This is a genomic window from Epilithonimonas zeae (genome assembly GCF_900141765.1).
Taxonomy (GTDB): domain Bacteria; phylum Bacteroidota; class Bacteroidia; order Flavobacteriales; family Weeksellaceae; genus Epilithonimonas; species Epilithonimonas zeae.
Window position 1 is genome coordinate 645,251 of the sequence record NZ_FSRK01000002.1, and the last position, 17,310, is coordinate 662,560.

17 protein-coding genes are annotated in these 17,310 nt (G+C 35.1%); 8 read left to right on the forward strand and 9 right to left on the reverse strand.

What is annotated here, in order from left to right:
* The first annotated feature begins 108 nt into the window (after positions 1-108).
* Positions 109-1,467 (forward strand): hypothetical protein, encoded by a 1,359-nt coding sequence (locus tag BUR19_RS14735; RefSeq protein WP_074236203.1) that lies wholly within the window; start codon positions 109-111, stop codon positions 1,465-1,467.
* Between the two features lie 2 nt (positions 1,468-1,469).
* Here BUR19_RS14735 and BUR19_RS14740 read toward each other — a convergent pair whose 3' ends face one another.
* The 8 genes from BUR19_RS14740 to ileS all read right to left on the reverse strand — a co-directional run bounded on the left by BUR19_RS14740 (position 1,470) and on the right by ileS (position 9,089).
* Positions 1,470-2,018: a hypothetical protein gene (locus BUR19_RS14740; protein WP_074236204.1), complete on the reverse strand. Its 549-nt coding sequence runs from the start codon at positions 2,016-2,018 to the stop codon at positions 1,470-1,472.
* Positions 2,018-3,190 carry a hypothetical protein gene (locus BUR19_RS14745; protein WP_074236205.1) on the reverse strand — a complete coding sequence of 391 codons (1,173 nt, stop codon included), beginning with the start codon at positions 3,188-3,190 and terminating at the stop codon, positions 2,018-2,020. The genes BUR19_RS14740 and BUR19_RS14745 overlap by 1 nt, the downstream gene beginning before the upstream one ends.
* 32 nt (positions 3,191-3,222) lie before the next feature.
* On the reverse strand, positions 3,223-3,864 hold the full coding sequence (locus BUR19_RS14750) for a SanA/YdcF family protein (RefSeq protein ID WP_074236206.1): 642 nt from the start codon (positions 3,862-3,864) through the stop codon (positions 3,223-3,225).
* Positions 3,865-3,886: 22 nt separating this feature from the next.
* Positions 3,887-4,531, reverse strand: a complete 645-nt coding sequence (locus BUR19_RS14755; protein WP_074236207.1) for a lipoprotein signal peptidase — start codon at positions 4,529-4,531, stop codon at positions 3,887-3,889.
* The gene (locus BUR19_RS14760) at positions 4,531-4,722 is read right to left on the reverse strand and encodes a DUF2683 family protein (protein WP_074236208.1); all 192 of its coding nucleotides are present in this window, start codon (positions 4,720-4,722) and stop codon (positions 4,531-4,533) included. The genes BUR19_RS14755 and BUR19_RS14760 overlap by 1 nt, the downstream gene beginning before the upstream one ends.
* Before the next feature lie 63 nt (positions 4,723-4,785).
* Complete coding sequence (locus tag BUR19_RS14765; protein WP_074236209.1) at positions 4,786-5,028, reverse strand: DUF6576 domain-containing protein; 243 nt, start codon at positions 5,026-5,028, stop codon at positions 4,786-4,788.
* A 77-nt stretch (positions 5,029-5,105) separates the two neighbouring features.
* Positions 5,106-5,486: a TraR/DksA family transcriptional regulator gene (locus BUR19_RS14770; protein ID WP_074236510.1), complete on the reverse strand. Its 381-nt coding sequence runs from the start codon at positions 5,484-5,486 to the stop codon at positions 5,106-5,108.
* A 147-nt stretch (positions 5,487-5,633) separates the two neighbouring features.
* Positions 5,634-9,089 (reverse strand): isoleucine--tRNA ligase, encoded by a 3,456-nt coding sequence (gene ileS, locus BUR19_RS14775; protein WP_074236210.1) that lies wholly within the window; start codon positions 9,087-9,089, stop codon positions 5,634-5,636.
* 164 nt (positions 9,090-9,253) lie between these two features.
* Here ileS and BUR19_RS14780 point away from each other — a divergent pair, with 164 nt between their 5' ends.
* A complete protein-coding gene (locus tag BUR19_RS14780; RefSeq protein ID WP_074236211.1) occupies positions 9,254-10,549 on the forward strand; it encodes a phenylacetate--CoA ligase family protein in 1,296 nt (431 codons plus the stop codon).
* A 22-nt stretch (positions 10,550-10,571) separates the two neighbouring features.
* Positions 10,572-11,174, forward strand: coding sequence for a hypothetical protein (locus tag BUR19_RS14785; RefSeq protein WP_074236212.1), 603 nt, complete (start codon positions 10,572-10,574; stop codon positions 11,172-11,174).
* Positions 11,175-11,203: 29 nt separating this feature from the next.
* Here BUR19_RS14785 and BUR19_RS14790 read toward each other — a convergent pair whose 3' ends face one another.
* The gene (locus BUR19_RS14790; RefSeq protein ID WP_074236213.1) at positions 11,204-12,451 is read right to left on the reverse strand and encodes an NAD(P)/FAD-dependent oxidoreductase; all 1,248 of its coding nucleotides are present in this window, start codon (positions 12,449-12,451) and stop codon (positions 11,204-11,206) included.
* An 85-nt stretch (positions 12,452-12,536) separates the two neighbouring features.
* Between BUR19_RS14790 and BUR19_RS14795 the strand changes: the two genes are divergently transcribed.
* Genes BUR19_RS14795 through BUR19_RS14815 form a run of 5 tightly spaced genes read left to right on the forward strand, consistent with a single transcriptional unit; the run spans position 12,537 to position 17,282 of the window.
* A complete protein-coding gene (locus tag BUR19_RS14795) occupies positions 12,537-14,072 on the forward strand; it encodes an HAL/PAL/TAL family ammonia-lyase (protein ID WP_074236214.1) in 1,536 nt (511 codons plus the stop codon).
* A 21-nt stretch (positions 14,073-14,093) separates the two neighbouring features.
* Positions 14,094-14,825 (forward strand): 3-oxoacyl-ACP reductase FabG, encoded by a 732-nt coding sequence (fabG, locus tag BUR19_RS14800; RefSeq protein ID WP_074236215.1) that lies wholly within the window; start codon positions 14,094-14,096, stop codon positions 14,823-14,825.
* Between the two features lie 36 nt (positions 14,826-14,861).
* Positions 14,862-16,082, forward strand: a complete 1,221-nt coding sequence (locus tag BUR19_RS14805) for a beta-ketoacyl-[acyl-carrier-protein] synthase family protein (protein ID WP_074236216.1) — start codon at positions 14,862-14,864, stop codon at positions 16,080-16,082.
* Positions 16,083-16,089: 7 nt separating this feature from the next.
* Entirely contained in the window at positions 16,090-16,344 is a 255-nt protein-coding gene (locus BUR19_RS14810) for an acyl carrier protein (RefSeq protein ID WP_074236511.1), read from the forward strand.
* A gap of 53 nt (positions 16,345-16,397) precedes the next feature.
* Complete coding sequence (locus tag BUR19_RS14815; RefSeq protein ID WP_074236217.1) at positions 16,398-17,282, forward strand: LpxL/LpxP family acyltransferase; 885 nt, start codon at positions 16,398-16,400, stop codon at positions 17,280-17,282.
* Positions 17,283-17,310 lie beyond the last annotated feature (28 nt).

Below are 17,310 nucleotides of genomic sequence, written 5' to 3' on the forward strand. Positions count from 1 at the left end.
TCAGACAAAAGTATGAAAGTTGAAGTGTGGAAACAAATTCTTTTTGAATAAGTATTTTTAACACATCCTTTATGGTTTTTGATTATATTAGTAAAAACAATTTTAGAAATGGAGAATAACGACGTTTTATCACATAAGATATTCAAATCAATTCAAAAACTTTGGATTTTTCTAATCATTTTTATCGGGATAGATTTTGTAAGCAATTATTTTTATCCAGAAGTTACAACATCATTTCTTGCAAAATTCTTAGACTTTTTGTCTTCCGCATTATCTTGTTTGTTTTTCTCTTATTATTTTGTTGTTAATAAGCGTTGGAAACCACTTCTGATGGTTTTACCATTTTTAATTATTTCTTTCTTTTTTCTGAAAGATTTCAAACAAACTTTGGATTATTATATTCCTTTTGAAACTATTATTGATTCTAAAACCCTCAAAAATTACACATCACTTCTGCTAACATTGGCAACAGTTTTTGTTCTTTCCAAAAATTATTTGCGAGAAGAAAATATAACGGGAAAACGGTCTTTTCTCAAAGTTTTCCTGCTTGTTTTAGGCTTGTTTTCACTTTATAATTCCGATTTGGATTTTATAGAACAGATTGTGTCCTCGGCAACATTTAGCTCAAAAACTACAGAATTTTTTATCACGTTATTATTTTACATTCTTACATCTGTCAGAAGTGTAGCATTTTTAGGCACATTTTTATTTTTAATGAGTTGCCTTGCAAACAAAGAAAATATATATACATTCTCCAATAAAATACTTCAATTTGCCAATCGTTATTTTGGTGTTACAGTTTTGATTGTTATCAGCTGCATCATTTTTTCTTTTGGTTATCTGATAGAAAGTGCAGTATCGCTGGAACTCGATTTTTTTGGTAAGAAACTGACGATTTTTGGCTGGCTGAATAACATTTCTGTCATCGCAGTCTTCATTATTTGTACAAGATTTGTTGGTCAGCTTTTGAAAGAAAGAAGTATTCTGAAACAAAAATATTACGGGATTGTGGGAAGTACGGTCTGGATGCCGATTGTCAATATTGTGCCTCTGTTAATGATAAAATTTGATGATAAAATCAAATTTTTATCAGTAGAAAACATCAGTAAACTCAAGAAAATCCATTTGATTATTGCATCAATTCTGATCTTGTTTTACTACAAAAATGATATTCTTGATAATGATAAAAGGGTGGAAGGACTCTTGCTGAGTTTTATTTATATAGCAAGTGTATGGATTGTAGCTTATATCAAAAAATACAACTGGATTTTTGCAGTGCTTTTGGCGGCAATTGTTACAATGACTAAGGTTTTCCCTTTTTATGGAGGGCTTTATTCAACCGAATTTATTTTTAAAGACTACATTTTAGATTTGGTAAAACATACATTTTCCATAGCGATGATTATGTTGACGATCGTTTTCTACGGTATTTATTATATCGCCTATCAAACTTTGAATAAAAAATAAATTTATTTCTTTCGTATAATCACAGAAACTTTTGTAAACATACTGTCAGCAGCTTGATCTGAGCTGTTGGCTTTATAATCTAATGTGTATTTACCATCTTTTTCGATTGGGATTTGGATAACTTCCTGTTCAAAAGTCCAATCTGATTCTGCAATTTTTTCTGGTTTCTCGGTTGAAGATTCTTCGTTGGTGGAAGTATCTTCAAAAACATCTGCATTATTTTCTTCCTTTTCCTCTTTTCGGATTTCGTGGGTAGAATTAATAATTCTGCTGTTGTCCGCAAACATCCCTACGGTTTTGTTTTCAATCGTTTTATCATCAAGGCTAAGGTTATAACTTAGATGAAAAATAGGAACATTGTCATTCTTCAGAAAAGAAGCATCCATTTTTCCCCAGATTACAAGAACATCTCCTTTTTTGAGGTCAAGGTTTTCTACAGTGTTGACCAATTGTGGATCGAGTGGTGTTTCTTCGGTTACAATTTCGCCAACAGGATTGCAGGAAATTGTGACAATGGACAATATCAGAAGTGAAAAAATTGCTTTCATCATTAGATTTTTAAATTTTTACTAAAATAATCATTCATCAAAGAAGTCAAATCATCGCCATTTTCGTTAGTCGGACTGATGAGATAAAACTGTCCTTTTTCAGTTTTTATGGAACTAATGATGTAATAATTAATGGTATCCGAACTATAACCAATATGAGTTGTTTTTACCAAAATGCTGTTGTCGCTGATTTTTCTAATGACTTTGAACTCGTCATCACGATCATAAATTCTGTGAAAATAACCACGATATAATCGATTTTGAAAATCTAAATTGTCGAAAGTGCCAGTGAACTCAGAATTTCCCAGAATCGTAACTTGATCAAAAGTGTTTTTCGTATGATCTTCATCACGATAAAGATAGAGTTGAATTTTCCCCTTTTCGATGTTGACGCTGTCATTATCCTTGAGGAAATATTTCAGATCCTTTGCCAGAGATTTGTAGAAAGCGTCATAGTTTTTTAATTCCGGTTCAGAAATGCTCGGTTTTACCTTCTCCCAACTTAGATTTTCTGCCGGTGTTTCTTTGTTAAAAGCCAGTAGGTTTTGAGTTTTTTTGTAAATCGAAAATAACGCTGCGTATTGTAATTTCTGATCATTGTATTTTGGAACTTCTGCGGTGTAGAGATAATACATAGAAGTTGTTGGATTGTAGATCCGATAGTACAATTTTTTTCTCCCAAAACCATCTATAAACATCAATGCATCTTTACTTTCAAATAGAATTTTCTCTGTTTCATTGTACTTTTTGATGTCAGAAACCGGAAAAATATTAGGGTTTGAAGATTTTCCAATCAACAAAACTTCCCCCGAATCACCTTCAGAAAAAGGATTTTGAACACCAACACTCATCGGACTTTCCGCTTCATCTATTTCCGAAGTTGAGTTGGGGTCTGCAATGTTAATGTCGCTTGAAAATGAATATTCTTTCAGAAAATTTCCAATGGGAAGCATCAAATCAACCGTTGTGACAGAATCCAATTCGTAAGAGTGCTTTCTCAGAAGCACTTGTTTTTTCTCTTCACTCTTTCGAATAGAATCTATCTGAGCTTGCGGAATTCCCAAAAGAAGATTTTGATAATCTTCAGAATTGGCAAAGTCATCAGTCTCCTTATTTCCTTTGCAGGAAAACAGAAAAAGCATACCACTGAAAACCAAAAATAAGAATCTTGTCATAAGTAGAATATTGATTCTAAAAATAACAAAAATTATTTGATTTCAATCTTCTCGCCGCCAAACTTGGGTTCAACATTAAACCAAATATCCAAATAAGCCTTTGCCTTTGCGAGATATTCGCGAAGATTGGTTTTCAGTCCAGCATATTTGTTGACGTCTTTTGCATTATATCCAAAGGCTTCTATCCCAAATTTTTGAGCCAAAAAAACCGCCCGTTCATTATGAAATTTCTGTGAAATGAAAATAACTTTGTTTTGTCCAAAAATCTCTTTCGCTCTCACAACAGAATCCAAGGTTCTAAAACCGGCGAAATCTTCATAGATTTTGTCCGCAGGAATTCCATTGGCGATAAGGTCTAGCTTCATCTGCTCAGGCTCATTATAGCCTTTTACAGAATTGTCACCGCTTACAATGATTGATTCTATCTTTCCTGATTTGTATAATTCTGTGGCAGCATCGATTCGGTATTTGAAATAAAGATTGGGATTTCCGTTGCTCAGGCTTTTATTGGTACCTAAAACTACCGCAGTTTTCACCTTCGGAAGTTCAGAAACCGAATACGAAATAAAAGAATCGCTTTCTTTTTTGATGGAATAATTGGCAAAAACGATAAAAAGAAATCCTGCTACAATAAGCAACAGGAATATTTTGATTAAGTTTTTAAGTATTTTCATTTGTGTTTTAATTTAGAATTCTTTAAAAATCCAATCCGTTCGGGAATGCTTTTTTTCTAAAGATATAAAGAAATAATGCACCAAGCGTAATAGAACTATCCGCAACGTTGAAAATATATTTGAAGAATTCAATTCTGTTGCCTCCAAAAATAGGAACCCATTCTGGCCAAGTTGTATCAACCAAAGGGAAATGCAGCATATCAACAACGCAACCTTTCATCAAATCCGAATAACCGTGACCGAATTGAGTCAGTTTAGAAATCCCGCCATAATCAATCCATCTTCCGGATTCTGCATCATAAAAAGTTCCGCTGTCGAAAATTACACCGTAGAAAACCCCATCAAAAACATTACCTATTGCACCGGCAAATATCATTGCCATTGGAATAATCAAATAATTGGAAGCGCCTTCTCTCAGCCATTTTTTGAATAGAACAACCATTCCAATCGCTAAAACAATTCTTAAAAGAATCAAAGCATATTTTCCCCATAGGCCTCCGAAATGCAACCCATAAGCCATTCCAGGATTCTCCACAAAAGTCATCTTGAACCAGTTGAGTCCGAAAACATTCACACTTTCTCCAAGATAGAAATGGGTTTTAACGTAGATTTTAGAAAATTGATCAATGAAAAGTATCAATAGAGTAATGGCAGCAATCTTTTTCATTACAATCCTTTTGGTTTTTGGTTTCGGGTAATTTTTTTGTCTTTTCTTTCACTGATTTTTTGGATGGTTTTCTGGTTATGAAAATTATTTTTCGTGTGAAATTTTTCAAACTCAATTCCCATATCTTTCAAAACACTTTTCAGTGCTGTCAGCTCCATAGAATTTTTTGGATGTACAATGATTGATTCCATTTCTGAATGTTTTTAAATTAATTTTTCTTCAAGAAAAATTTTTGCAAATGTAATTCAAATTACTTATTTCTTAGACAATTCGTCCAGCCTTTTGCGTTCTTTTTCGGACAAATCAGCCAAGCCATTTTTTCCCATTTTTCCAAGGAGTTTATCGATTTCGTCTTCCCGATCTTTTCTTTTAGCATTATATTCATCATCAATCGTATAATATTTTTTCTCAGGGTTGAAGATATTTTTAATCGATTTGTTTCTGCTTAATGCAAAACCGATGACGATAATCAAAAGAAAAATAATTAAAAAAGTCATTTTGTTATAAGAAAAAAGTCCCAATTTCCAATCTTTAGAATCAGAAATTCGGACTTAATATTTTGATAATTAGTGATTTATCTTTGCATGTTCTTAGCTTCGATACTCAAAGTAGCATGAGGTACTGCTTTTAATCTTTCTTTTGGGATTAGTTTTCCTGTTACTCTGCAAACACCATACGTTTTGTTCTCTATTCTGATCAAAGCGTGTTTCAAGTCACGAACAAATTTTTCCTGTCTGGATGCCAAGATAGCATTTTGTTCTTTGCTCAGCGTTTCTGCACCTTCTTCAAACGCTTTGAAGGTTGGTGAAGTATCATCTGTACCGTTATTTTGATTGTTGATAAAACTTTCTTTAATAAGGCCAAGGTCATTCTCAGCTTTTGAAATTTTATCTTGGATCAGTTTTTTAAATTCCTGAAGTTCAGCATCACTATATCGTAATTTTTCGTCTGCCATTTCCATCGTTATTAATTGTTCAAATTTTTATTTTTTGGCTTTCCTTAGCAGCCACACATTTTTAAATCAGCAAGAATAAAGATAAAATTTGAATTAATTCTTGTAATACTTTCAATTAATAAATTCTTAACAGAAAGTAAATATTGATTATTTTTTCTCAATTTTTACTTTGAATTGTTCTTCATCTATCTCTATTTCGTCATAATTTGAAAGTGAATTTACAAATTCTATTTTATCCGACAATACTTCTGCAGAAATATATGCATCATTGTTAATAAATTCTTCTTTGTAAGGGCAAGATTCTTCCAACTGGATTGATATTCTGTCCGTTAATTCAAAATCTTTGTCTTTTCTAAGGTTTTGAACCCTGTTGATGAACTCTCTTGCGACTCCTTCAGCCTTCAATTCATCCGTCAATACCAAATCTAATGCCACAGTTGTTTTTCCTTCACTTGCAACAGTCCAACCCGGGATATCTTTCGTAGAAATTTCCACATCTTCTATCGTAATTTCGTAGCCTGCAACCTCTACTTTTCCTGATTTTTCAAGTTCAGCAATTTGCTCAGAACTGAAGTTTGAAATCTCTCCAGCAACCGTTTTCATATCTTTTCCTAATCTCGCACCAAGTGTTTTGAAATTTGGTTTTATCTGTTTTACAATAAGATGCGACGCTTCTTCTGCATTAATCAATTGTAATTCTTTAACGTTAACTTCTTGTTTAATTAATTCTGAAACTGCCAAAATTTGCTCTTCTGTCTTTTTGTCCAAAACAGGAATCATCACTTTTTGAAGTGGCTGACGAACTTTTACATTTTCTTTTTTTCTCAATGAAAAAACCATAGAAGTTATTTGTTGAGCCAAATGTGTTTTCTCAACCAAATCTTGGTCAATCAAACTTTCATCTGCAACAGGGAAATCCGTCAAGTGAACAGAATTTACCAAATCTTTGCCTGTCACTTTGTTCAAATCCTGGAACAATTGGTCCATAAAGAATGGTGCAATTGGCGCAGAAAGTTTAGCAATAGTTTCAAGACAAGTATATAAAGTCTGATAAGCAGAGATTTTGTCATCAGAATAATCACCTTTCCAGAAACGTCTTCTGCACAATCTCACGTACCAATTGGACAAGTTGTCATTAACAAAAGTATTGATAGCTCTTGATGCTTTTGTCGGTTCGTAATCTTCGTAGAAAGATTTTACTTCTTTGATTAATAAGTTTAATTCGGATAAAATCCATCTGTCAATTTCCGGGCGATTTTCTACGTTGCTTTCAAGATATTTAAATCCATCAACATTGGCATACAAAGCGAAGAAAGAATAAGTATTATAAAGTGTTCCGAAGAATTTTCTTCTCACTTCATCAATTCCCTCAATGTCGAATTTCAGGTTTTCCCAAGGATTCGCATTGGAAATCATATACCAACGCGTTGCATCCGGTCCGTAAACAGAAAGCGTTTCGAATGGGTCAACAGCATTCCCCAAACGTTTAGACATTTTCTGTCCGTTTTTGTCAAGAACCAAACCGTTCGACACTACATTTTTATAAGCTACAGAATCAAAAACCGTTATTGCAATAGCATGCAAAGTATAGAACCATCCACGTGTTTGGTCAACGCCTTCCGCGATAAAATCTGCAGGGAAAGCTTTGTTGTTGTCAACTTGTTCTTTATTTTCGAAAGGGTAGTGCAACTGCGCATAAGGCATCGAACCTGAATCGAACCAAACATCAATCAAATCACTTTCACGCTTCATAGGTTTTCCAGAAGCTGAAACCAAAGTGATTTGGTCCACAATATTTTTGTGAAGGTCAACTTTTGCATAGTTTTCTTCTGACATATCGCCAATCACAAAACCTTTGAAAGGATTTTCTTTCTGGAAACCGGCTTTGATGGATTTTTCGATTTCGTTGTACAATTCCTCAACAGAACCGATTAAAACCTCTTCTTTTTTATCATCTGTTCTCCAGATTGGCAACGGAATTCCCCAATATCTTGAACGGGAAAGATTCCAGTCGTTGGCATTTTTCAACCAGTTTCCGAAACGGCCTTCACCAGTAGATTTTGGTTTCCAGTTGATGGTTTCGTTCAAATCGAACATTCTGTCTTTGACATCTGTGACTTTGATGAACCAAGAATCTAACGGATAATACAACAAAGGTTCATCGGTTCTCCAACTGTGCGGATAACTGTGAACATATTTTTCAACCTTGAAAGCTTTGTTTTCTTTTCTTAATTTAAGTGCGATTCTCTCATCAACAGATAAATAAACTTTTAAATCTGCGATAATTGATTTTAAATTCTCTTTCTGAATATTGAATTCAACATTCTTTTCTTCATCATTGAGATACTCAGACTTCACATATTCATTAGCAAAACCGTAGATTTCATCATTAACAACAGATAAAAATTTACCTTGTAAATCTACCAAAGGAACCGGATTTCCGTTCTCATCCAAAACCAACATTGGTGGAACTTCAGGCGAAGCTTCTTTTGCTACTTTAGCATCGTCCGCACCGAAAGTTGGTGCTGTGTGAACGATTCCCGTTCCGTCTTCCGTTGTTACGAAATCTCCGGCAATTACGCGGAAAGCATTTTCTGGATTTTGATAAGGTTTTGCGTAATCTAAAAGTTGCTCATATTTGATTCCAACCAAATCAGCACCTTTGAATTCAGCTAAAATCTGATAAGGAATTGTTTTGCTTTCTGAAGTGTAGTTTGCAAAATCTTCATCGGTTCCTTCAACATATTTCTTTCCAAATTGTTTTCCGGTTAAGGCTTTCGCTAAAACAATATTAATCGGCTCAAATGTATATTGATTGAACGTCTTAATTAAAACATAATCGATTTTTGGACCAACCGTCAAAGCGGTATTGGATGGCAAAGTCCAAGGCGTTGTTGTCCAGGCCAGGAAATGAACATTGCCAAAACCTTGTAAAAATGAAGGCAAAGTTTCCGGCAAAGTCTTGAATTGTGCCACAACAGTCGTATCAGTCACATCACGATAAGCCCCAGGTTGATTAACCTCGTGGGAAGATAATCCTGTTCCGGCTTTAGGTGAATAAGGTTGGATGGTGTAGCCTTTGTAGATAAGACCTTTGTCATACATCTGCTTCAAAAGCCACCAAACCGTTTCCATATATTTTGGCATATAAGTCACGTATGGATTTTCCATATCAACCCAATAACCAATTTTTTCGGTCATATCGTTCCAAACGTCGGTGTAACGCATCACGGCGTTTTTACAAGCTTCGTTGTATTCTTCGATTGTGATTTTTTTCCCGATATCCTCTTTGGTAATTCCCAATTCTTTTTCAACACCCAATTCTACAGGAAGTCCGTGCGTGTCCCAGCCAGCTTTACGAAAAACCTGTTTCCCGTTTTGTGTTTGGTAACGGCAAAAAATATCCTTAATCGCTCTTGCCATAACGTGGTGAATTCCAGGCATTCCGTTGGCGGAAGGCGGTCCTTCGTAAAAAACAAACTCCGGTTGTCCTTCACGAAGTTCTACGGATTTTTTGAAAGTGTCGTTATTTTTCCAAAATTCTGCAATGTTTTTAGCAGTTTCGGTAAGGCTAAGATTTTTATATTCGGTAAACTTGCTCATTTTTAATGTGTCAAATCTGTTTCTTGTGGATTAAGTTTGCGAATTTAGTGATTTTTGTCGATTTTTAGCACATCTTTTGAGTGGTTTTTGAATGTTAAAAACTTCAAATTCAGAATCATAAAATTGTATTATGTTTTATAAATTTGTGTCATAAAATTACATCCTTGGAACTATACCCAATTATTGAAAAATCAGATTCAGATTCAATCAAAAGCTTTCAGGAAGGCAAATTGAGAGAACTTTTGGTTTACCTGGAAAATCATTCGCCCTATTACCAGAAACTTTTTAAAGAGAACAATATTGATATCAGTCGGATTAACTTTTTAGAAGATTTACAAAAAATTCCTACGACTTCTAAAAATGATATTCAACAAAATAATGATGATTTTTTCTGTGTTCCGCAAAGCGAGATTGTTGATTATAGTACGACCTCGGGAACTTTGGGTGATCCTGTAACTTTCGGACTTTCGGATAAAGATTTGGAGAGATTAGCTTATAATGAGGCAATTTCCTTTGCTTGTGCAGGAATTCAAAAAGGTGATGTTGTGCAAATGATTACGACCATTGATAAAAGATTTATGGCTGGTTTGGCTTATTTTCTTGGACTCAGAAAAATGGGCACAAGTGTCGTGAGAATGGGACCCGGAATTCCGGAATTGCAATGGGATTCGATTTTCAGATACAAGCCAAAATATCTGATAACCGTTCCATCTTTTCTTTTGAAAATGATAGATTACGCCGAGAAACATCATATTGATTATAAAAACTCCAGCGTTTACGGCGCAATTTGTATTGGAGAAGGACTCAAAAATCAGGATTTTACAGATAATATTTTGTCTCGAAAAATTAAGGAAAGATGGGGTATTCGGTTGTTTTCAACTTATGCTTCTACGGAAATGAGCACGGCTTTTACAGAATGTGAATTCCAAGTTGGCGGACATCATCATCCTGAATTGATTATCACGGAAATCCTTGATGAAAACGAAAATCCTGTGGGAGAAGGAGAGAGTGGAGAATTAACGATTACAACTTTGGGTGTTGAAGCGCTTCCATTGTTGAGATTCAAAACCGGAGATTTGGTAAAAGCGTATTACGAACCTTGCAAATGTGGACGAAATACAATGCGATTAAGTCCTGTTATAGGAAGGAAACAACAAATGATTAAGTACAAAGGAACGACACTTTATCCACCGGCGATGAATGATATTTTGAATGATTTTAATAATATTCTCTGCTATCAAATCGTTATTCAATCGGATGAAATTGGCTTGGACGAAATCATTATCAAACTAAGTACGAACAATGAAGACGAGAGTTTTGTAAATGAAGTCAGAGATCATTTCCGCGCAAAACTGAGAGTAAGTCCAAAAATTGAAGTTGTGGATTTTGATGTATTGTCGAAAAATGTTTATAATCCAAACAGCCGAAAACCAATTAATTTTATAGATTTACGACCATAAAAATTATACTCAATAAAAAACTATGAAAAAACTCTTATTAATTCTATTTGTAGCAGTTACAACAACTGTATTTGCTCAGAATCAATTAAATTTTGAATTTGGGACATTTGATTTTCTAAAAGACCAGACAGAAGTTAATGTTCAACTTAAATTTGAAAATGTACTTTTCCAAGCTGATAATTTTACAGAAGCTCAATATCTTGAAAGAAGAAAAACGGAAATCCTAGCAAAGAAAAATCAGGAAGAATGGAAAAAATGGTCGCAATCTTGGCAGGAATTTAAAGATACAGAATACTTGGATTATTTTTTGAAAGGTGTTAATGGCTGGTCAAAAAAAATTGCTTTCAAAAAAAATGTTAATACAAAATATACTTTGATTATTGATACAAAATGGGTCTATGCTGGCTGGCACGCAGGTTTGGTAGCTCAGGAAGGAAAGCTTACAGCAGATTTGATTTTTGTTGAAACGGATAATCCAAGCAAAGTTTTAATGAAATTGCAAGCAGCACAAATACTAGGAAAACAAAGTAATAAACACTTTACAATGGAGTATGGTAGAATTGCTGCAGCGTATGAAGTGACAGGCAAGCAATTGGGAAAAGCTCTGAGAAAAGAAATTAAATAAAACAAAAAGACCGCCAATCGCGGTCTTTTCTATTGTTGTTCTAACTTTTCTATTTTGATGTAATTTGCAAGATTAATCACTGCAGAATCGTGCAATCTCACAAACGGATTCTTTTTGTTCCAAACATAACCTGCGAGAACTGCACAGATTTTCCTTTTCACATCAGGATTTTCGGGTTGATGAAAAAATAATTCCTGAAGATTTCCTGTATACCATTCTTTCACGTAGGTTGTGAAAACGTTCACGCCATATAAAATATAATCTGAGTATTCTTTTTGCCAGTCGATGGTTTCACCGTTCAGTTGCCTTAAAGCCAATTTTGCAGCCAACATTCCGGATTCTGTAGCGAAAGCCATTCCGGATGAGAAAACCGGATCCAGGAATTCCGAAGCATTTCCAGTTAAAGCAAATCCGTCTCCGAATAAACTTTTTACCGAACAGGAATAATCTTTTAAATGTTTCGGCTCAAATAGAAATTTAACATCACCAAAACGTTTGACGTAATAATCGGAAAGAGAAATCGCTTTTCTTAAGGCCGATGTTGCGTCTCCGTTTTCGATTAAACTTTCAATATATTCAGTTGGTCCAACTATTCCCAAACTTGTATTGCCATTTGAGAAAGGAATTACCCAAAGCCAGACCTCGGTTTCGATAATGTCAAATGAAATCAAAGTTCCTTCAACACCTTCTTCTCTATTAATATCATCAACGTGGGAAAATATAGCTGAGTGTGGAGATAACTTCGAAGGTTTTTCTAAATCTAAAAGTCTCGGTAAAACCCGTCCATAACCACTGGAATCAATAACAAATTTAGCATGAATTTCCTTGGTTTCTCCGTCTCTGTTCTTAACTGTTGTAATAGAATCAGTTCCGTTAAATTCAATTCCAACAACTTCAGTTTCAAATTCAAGATCGATTCCTTTATTAATAACTTCCTGAGCTAATGTATTGTCAAAATCGGCTCTCGGAACCTGCCAGGTCCAATCCCAGCCTTCTCCAAACTTGTTGCTGAAATCGAAAATGCAAACTTCATCACCTCGCATAAAACGAGCACCCAATTTCTTCTCAAATCCCATTTTGTCCAATGCCGGAAACAATCCAGCTTCTTCAAAATGATCCATCACGCGGGGAATCAAACTCTCGCCAACAACCAGTCTTGGGAACTTTGTTTTTTCAACAACTTTGACGTTGATGTTGTTATTTTTCAGATATGCAGAGGAAACGCAACCCGAAGGTCCTGCGCCTATTACGAGAACATCAACAAATTCTTTACTCATTTGTTTAATAAAACTTTTATCTTTGCGCAAAATTAATGACAAATATTTAATTATATTCCAAATTTGTCTTTTATTCCTATAATTAATGAAAATTAGCAACCATTTAAGCATTCGGGATTTCCAAAGGGTAATTGTTGAAAATGAAAATGTAGAGTTGGATGATTCACTTTTGCAGAGAGCCAATGCCAGTTTCCAATTTCTAAAAGAGTTTTCAAAAAACAAAGTCATTTATGGTGTCAATACTGGTTTTGGACCAATGGCGCAGTTCAAAATCAACGATAGCGATACACATCAGCTTCAGTATAATTTGATAAGAAGCCATTCTTCAGGTATCGGAAATCCTTTGCCAACGGATGAAGTTAAGGCTTGTATGTTGGCAAGATTGAATGTCTTGTCGCTAGGACACTCTGGTGTTCACGATTCGGTTATTCATTTACTTAAAGAATTAATAAACAGAGATGTTACGCCCTTGATTTTCGAACATGGCGGTGTTGGCGCAAGTGGAGATTTGGTTCAGTTGGCACACTTGGCTTTGGTCCTTATTGGAGAAGGTGAGGTTTTTTATAAAGACGAAAGAAGATCAACAAAAGATGTTTTTGCTGAACTAGGATTAGAACCTATAAAAGTTGAAATCCGTGAAGGTTTGGCTTTGATGAACGGAACTTCTGTGATGTCAGGAATCGGGATCGTGAATGCATATAAAGCCAATCAACTAACTGATATTTCTATTAAATTATCTTGCGCAATCAATGAGCTGGTTCAGGCTTACGATGACCATTTTTCGGAATCGTTGAATGCAACTAAAAAGCATCTCGGACAACAAAAGGTTGCTGAGAAAATGCGAGCTTATTTATCTGATAGTAAGTTAATTAGAAAAAGAGAAGACCACTTATATACAAGTTTTGAGGAGCAAGATAAAGTTTTCAAAGAAAAAGTTCAGGAATATTATTCTTTGAGATGTGTTCCTCAGATCTTGGGGCCAGTTCTTGATACGTTGGAATACACAGAAAATGTACTTGAAAACGAGATTAACTCTGCGAACGATAATCCAATTATCAATGTTGAAGATCAACACGTTTATCACGGCGGGAATTTCCACGGGGATTATATTTCGTTGGAAATGGACAAGCTGAAAATTGTTGTTACAAAGTTGACAATGTTAGCAGAGAGACAACTAAACTATCTTTTGAATTCTAAAATCAATGAAATTTTTCCTCCATTTGTGAATTTGGGGAAATTAGGTTTCAATTTTGGGATGCAAGGCGTTCAGTTCACGGCAACTTCTACAACGGCAGAAAGTCAGATGTTGTCCAATCCGATGTATGTTCACAGTATTCCTAATAATAATGATAATCAGGATATTGTAAGTATGGGAACCAATGCTGCGGTTATTTGCAGAAAAGTAATAGAAAATGCTTTCGAAGTATTATCAATTGAATTGATTACCATTGTCCAAGCTATCGAATATCTTGGGTTTCAAGAAAGGATTTCATCTTCAACAAAAGAATTGTATGAGGAAATCAGAAAAATAATTCCAGCTTTTTCAGATGATATGGTAATGTATCCATATTTGCAAAAAGTAAAAGAATATCTGATGAAAACCGAAGGTTTACATCAATAATCAAATTAATCGAAGAAGATTATGAAATGTGCAATCGTAACTGGAGGTTCCAGAGGAATTGGTAGAGCGATCTGTTTGAAGCTGGCAGAAGAAAATAATTATCATATTTTGATTAATTATACTTCCAATCAGGCTGCTGCAGAGGAAACTTTACAAGGTGTTAAAGAATTGGGATCTACTGGCGAAATTATTAAATTTGATGTAGGAAATGCTGAAGAAGTACAATCGGTTCTTGGAAATTGGCAGGAAAAAAATCCGGATTCTGTAGTTGAAGTCATTGTCAATAATGCAGGAATCACGAGAGACGGCTTATTTATGTGGATGAAGCACGAGGATTGGAATAATGTTGTCAATACAAGTTTGAATGGTTTTTTCAATGTGACTAATTTCTTCATTCAGAAGTTGTTACGTAACAAATATGGAAGAATCATCAATATGGTTTCTGTTTCCGGAGTGAAGGGAACAGCGGGCCAAACCAATTATTCAGCAGCAAAGGCAGCAGTAATTGGTGCGACGAAAGCTTTGGCTCAAGAAATTGCTAAGAGAAATATTACAGTTAATGCAGTGGCGCCAGGTTTTATCAAAACCGACATGACTCAGGATTTTGATGAGAACGAATTGAAAGCAATGATTCCGGCAAACCGTTTTGGAGAAGCAGAAGAAGTAGCAGATTTGGTAGCATTTTTAGCATCAAAAAAGTCGTCTTATATCACTGGGGAAGTCATTAATATCAACGGAGGTATCTACTCATAAATAATGTGATCTGATTACATTATTAAAAATAAAAGAATGGAAAATAGAGTTGTGATTACCGGAATGGGAATTTACTCCTGTATTGGGATTTCTTTGGAAGAAGTAAAGAAGTCACTCTATGAGGGTAAATCCGGAATTGTTCTGGATCAGGATAGAAAAGAGTTTGGATATAGATCAGGTTTAACAGGAAGTGTTCCGAAGCCGGATCTCAAAAGTCTTCTCAATAGGAGACAGCGTGTCAGTATGGGCGAAGAAAGCGAATATGCTTATCTGGCAACCATAGATGCGTTGAAACAAGCCGGTATCGAACAGGATTTTCTGGATGCTAATGAAGTAGGAATTCTTTACGGTAATGATAGTGTTTCTCAGGCAGTTATAGAGGCAACTGATATTGTAAGAGAGAAAAAAGATACAACCTTAATGGGTTCTGGTGCGATTTTCAAATCAATGAATTCTACCGTTACAATGAACCTTTCCACAATTTTTAAATTAAGAGGAATTAATTTGACCATCAGTGCGGCTTGTGCAAGTGGCTCCCATTCTTTAGGATTAGCTTATCTGTTGATTAAGAACGGGATGCAAGATGTTGTGGTTTGTGGCGGTGCACAGGAAACCAACAAATATTCAATGGCAAGTTTTGATGGATTAGGCGTTTTTTCGGTAAGAGAAGACGAACCTGCTAAAGCCTCAAGGCCATTTGATTCAGGAAGAGATGGATTGATTCCAAGTGGCGGTGCAGCAACTTTGATTGTAGAAAGTCTGGAATCTGCGCAAAGACGAGGCGCAAACATCATTGCAGAAATTGTCGGTTACGGTTTTTCATCCAACGGCGGACATATTTCTACACCTAATGTTGACGGACCGGCCTTGGCAATGGAAAGATCTCTGAACCAAGCGGGATTAACAGCAAAAGATATCGATTATATCAACGCGCACGCAACGTCTACACCTTTAGGCGATGCGAACGAAGCCAAAGCAATTTATGAAATTTTCGGTAATGAGATTCCCGTAAGTTCTACTAAATCTATGACAGGTCATGAGTGTTGGATGGCTGGTGCAAGTGAGATTATTTATTCAATTCTAATGATGCAGAATGATTTTATCGCTCCGAATATCAATCTCGAAAATCCGGACGATGACGCGAAAAAGATAAATTTGATCTCAGAAACAAAAAATCAAAAAATTGACGTATTTTTGTCGAATTCTTTTGGTTTTGGAGGAACCAATTCGTCACTAATTGTTAAAAAATTTGTTTAAAAACACTATGGAAAGAGAAAAAATTGTTACGGTTGTTAATGATTTTCTTGTCAATGAGTTTGAGGTCGACCGCGATGATATCGTTAACGATGCCAATTTTAAGGAAACACTGGGCTTAGACAGTCTGGACTATATCGATATGGTTGTTGTAATTGAGTCTAATTTCGGTGTGAAATTAGGCGAAGCCGACTTTAAAAGAGTTATTACTTTCGATGATTTTTATGATACGATAGAAACCAAAATTTCTGAAAAAGTAGCATAATTAATAATTCAAGGATATACCAATATTTCGGATAAATTGGTAAACATCATTATATGAACAAGTGGAAAGGTAAATCCAAAGGAACGATACTCGGTTACAGAATTTTCGTTTGGAGCATCAAGAATCTTGGCGTCCGCAGTTCATATTTTGTACTGTATTTTGTAGCAACTTATTACTTCTTGTTTCTTAAGAAGAGCAACCAATACATTTCTTACTATTTCTCAAAAAGATTAGGTTATAGTTTTTGGAAATCGAAACTGTCTGTTTTCAAAAGCTACTTTGTTTTTGGGAAAGTTTTGATTGACAAAACGGCCATTTCAGTAGGTTTACGAAACCGATTTACTTATGAGTTTGACGGAATAGAAAATCTCAAAAACCTTCTAAATGAGAAAAAAGGAGGCGTTTTGATTAGCGCGCATATCGGTAATTTTGAGATTGCAGAACACTTTTTTGCCGACATCGATTTTGATGCACAAATTAATTTAGTTACAACAGATCAGGAAGTTACCATCATAAAAGAATACCTGGATAGTGTTGCGATTAAAAAAAGCAATATCAAGTTCATTTATGTCAAAGACGATATGTCCCACATTTTCGAGATTAATCAGGCTTTGTCAAACAACGAATTGATTTGTTTCACGGGCGATCGCTATTTCGAAGGTTCCAAATTTCTTGAAGCAGAATTGCTAGGTAAAACTGCCAAATTTCCTGCTGGTCCGTTTCTCATTGCATCCAGACTGGGTGTTCCTGTTGTTTATGTTTATGTAATGAAGGAAAAAAATCTCCATTATCACTTGTACGCAAGAGTGGCTCAGAACATCAAAAACCGCGATTCTCAGGGCTTGCTCAATTCCTATGTTCAAAATCTGGAAACGATGCTCAAAAAATATCCGCTCCAGTGGTTCAATTACTTTGACTTTTGGGACGATATTGATTAATTTTCAATATTTTTATGGCAGCTTAATC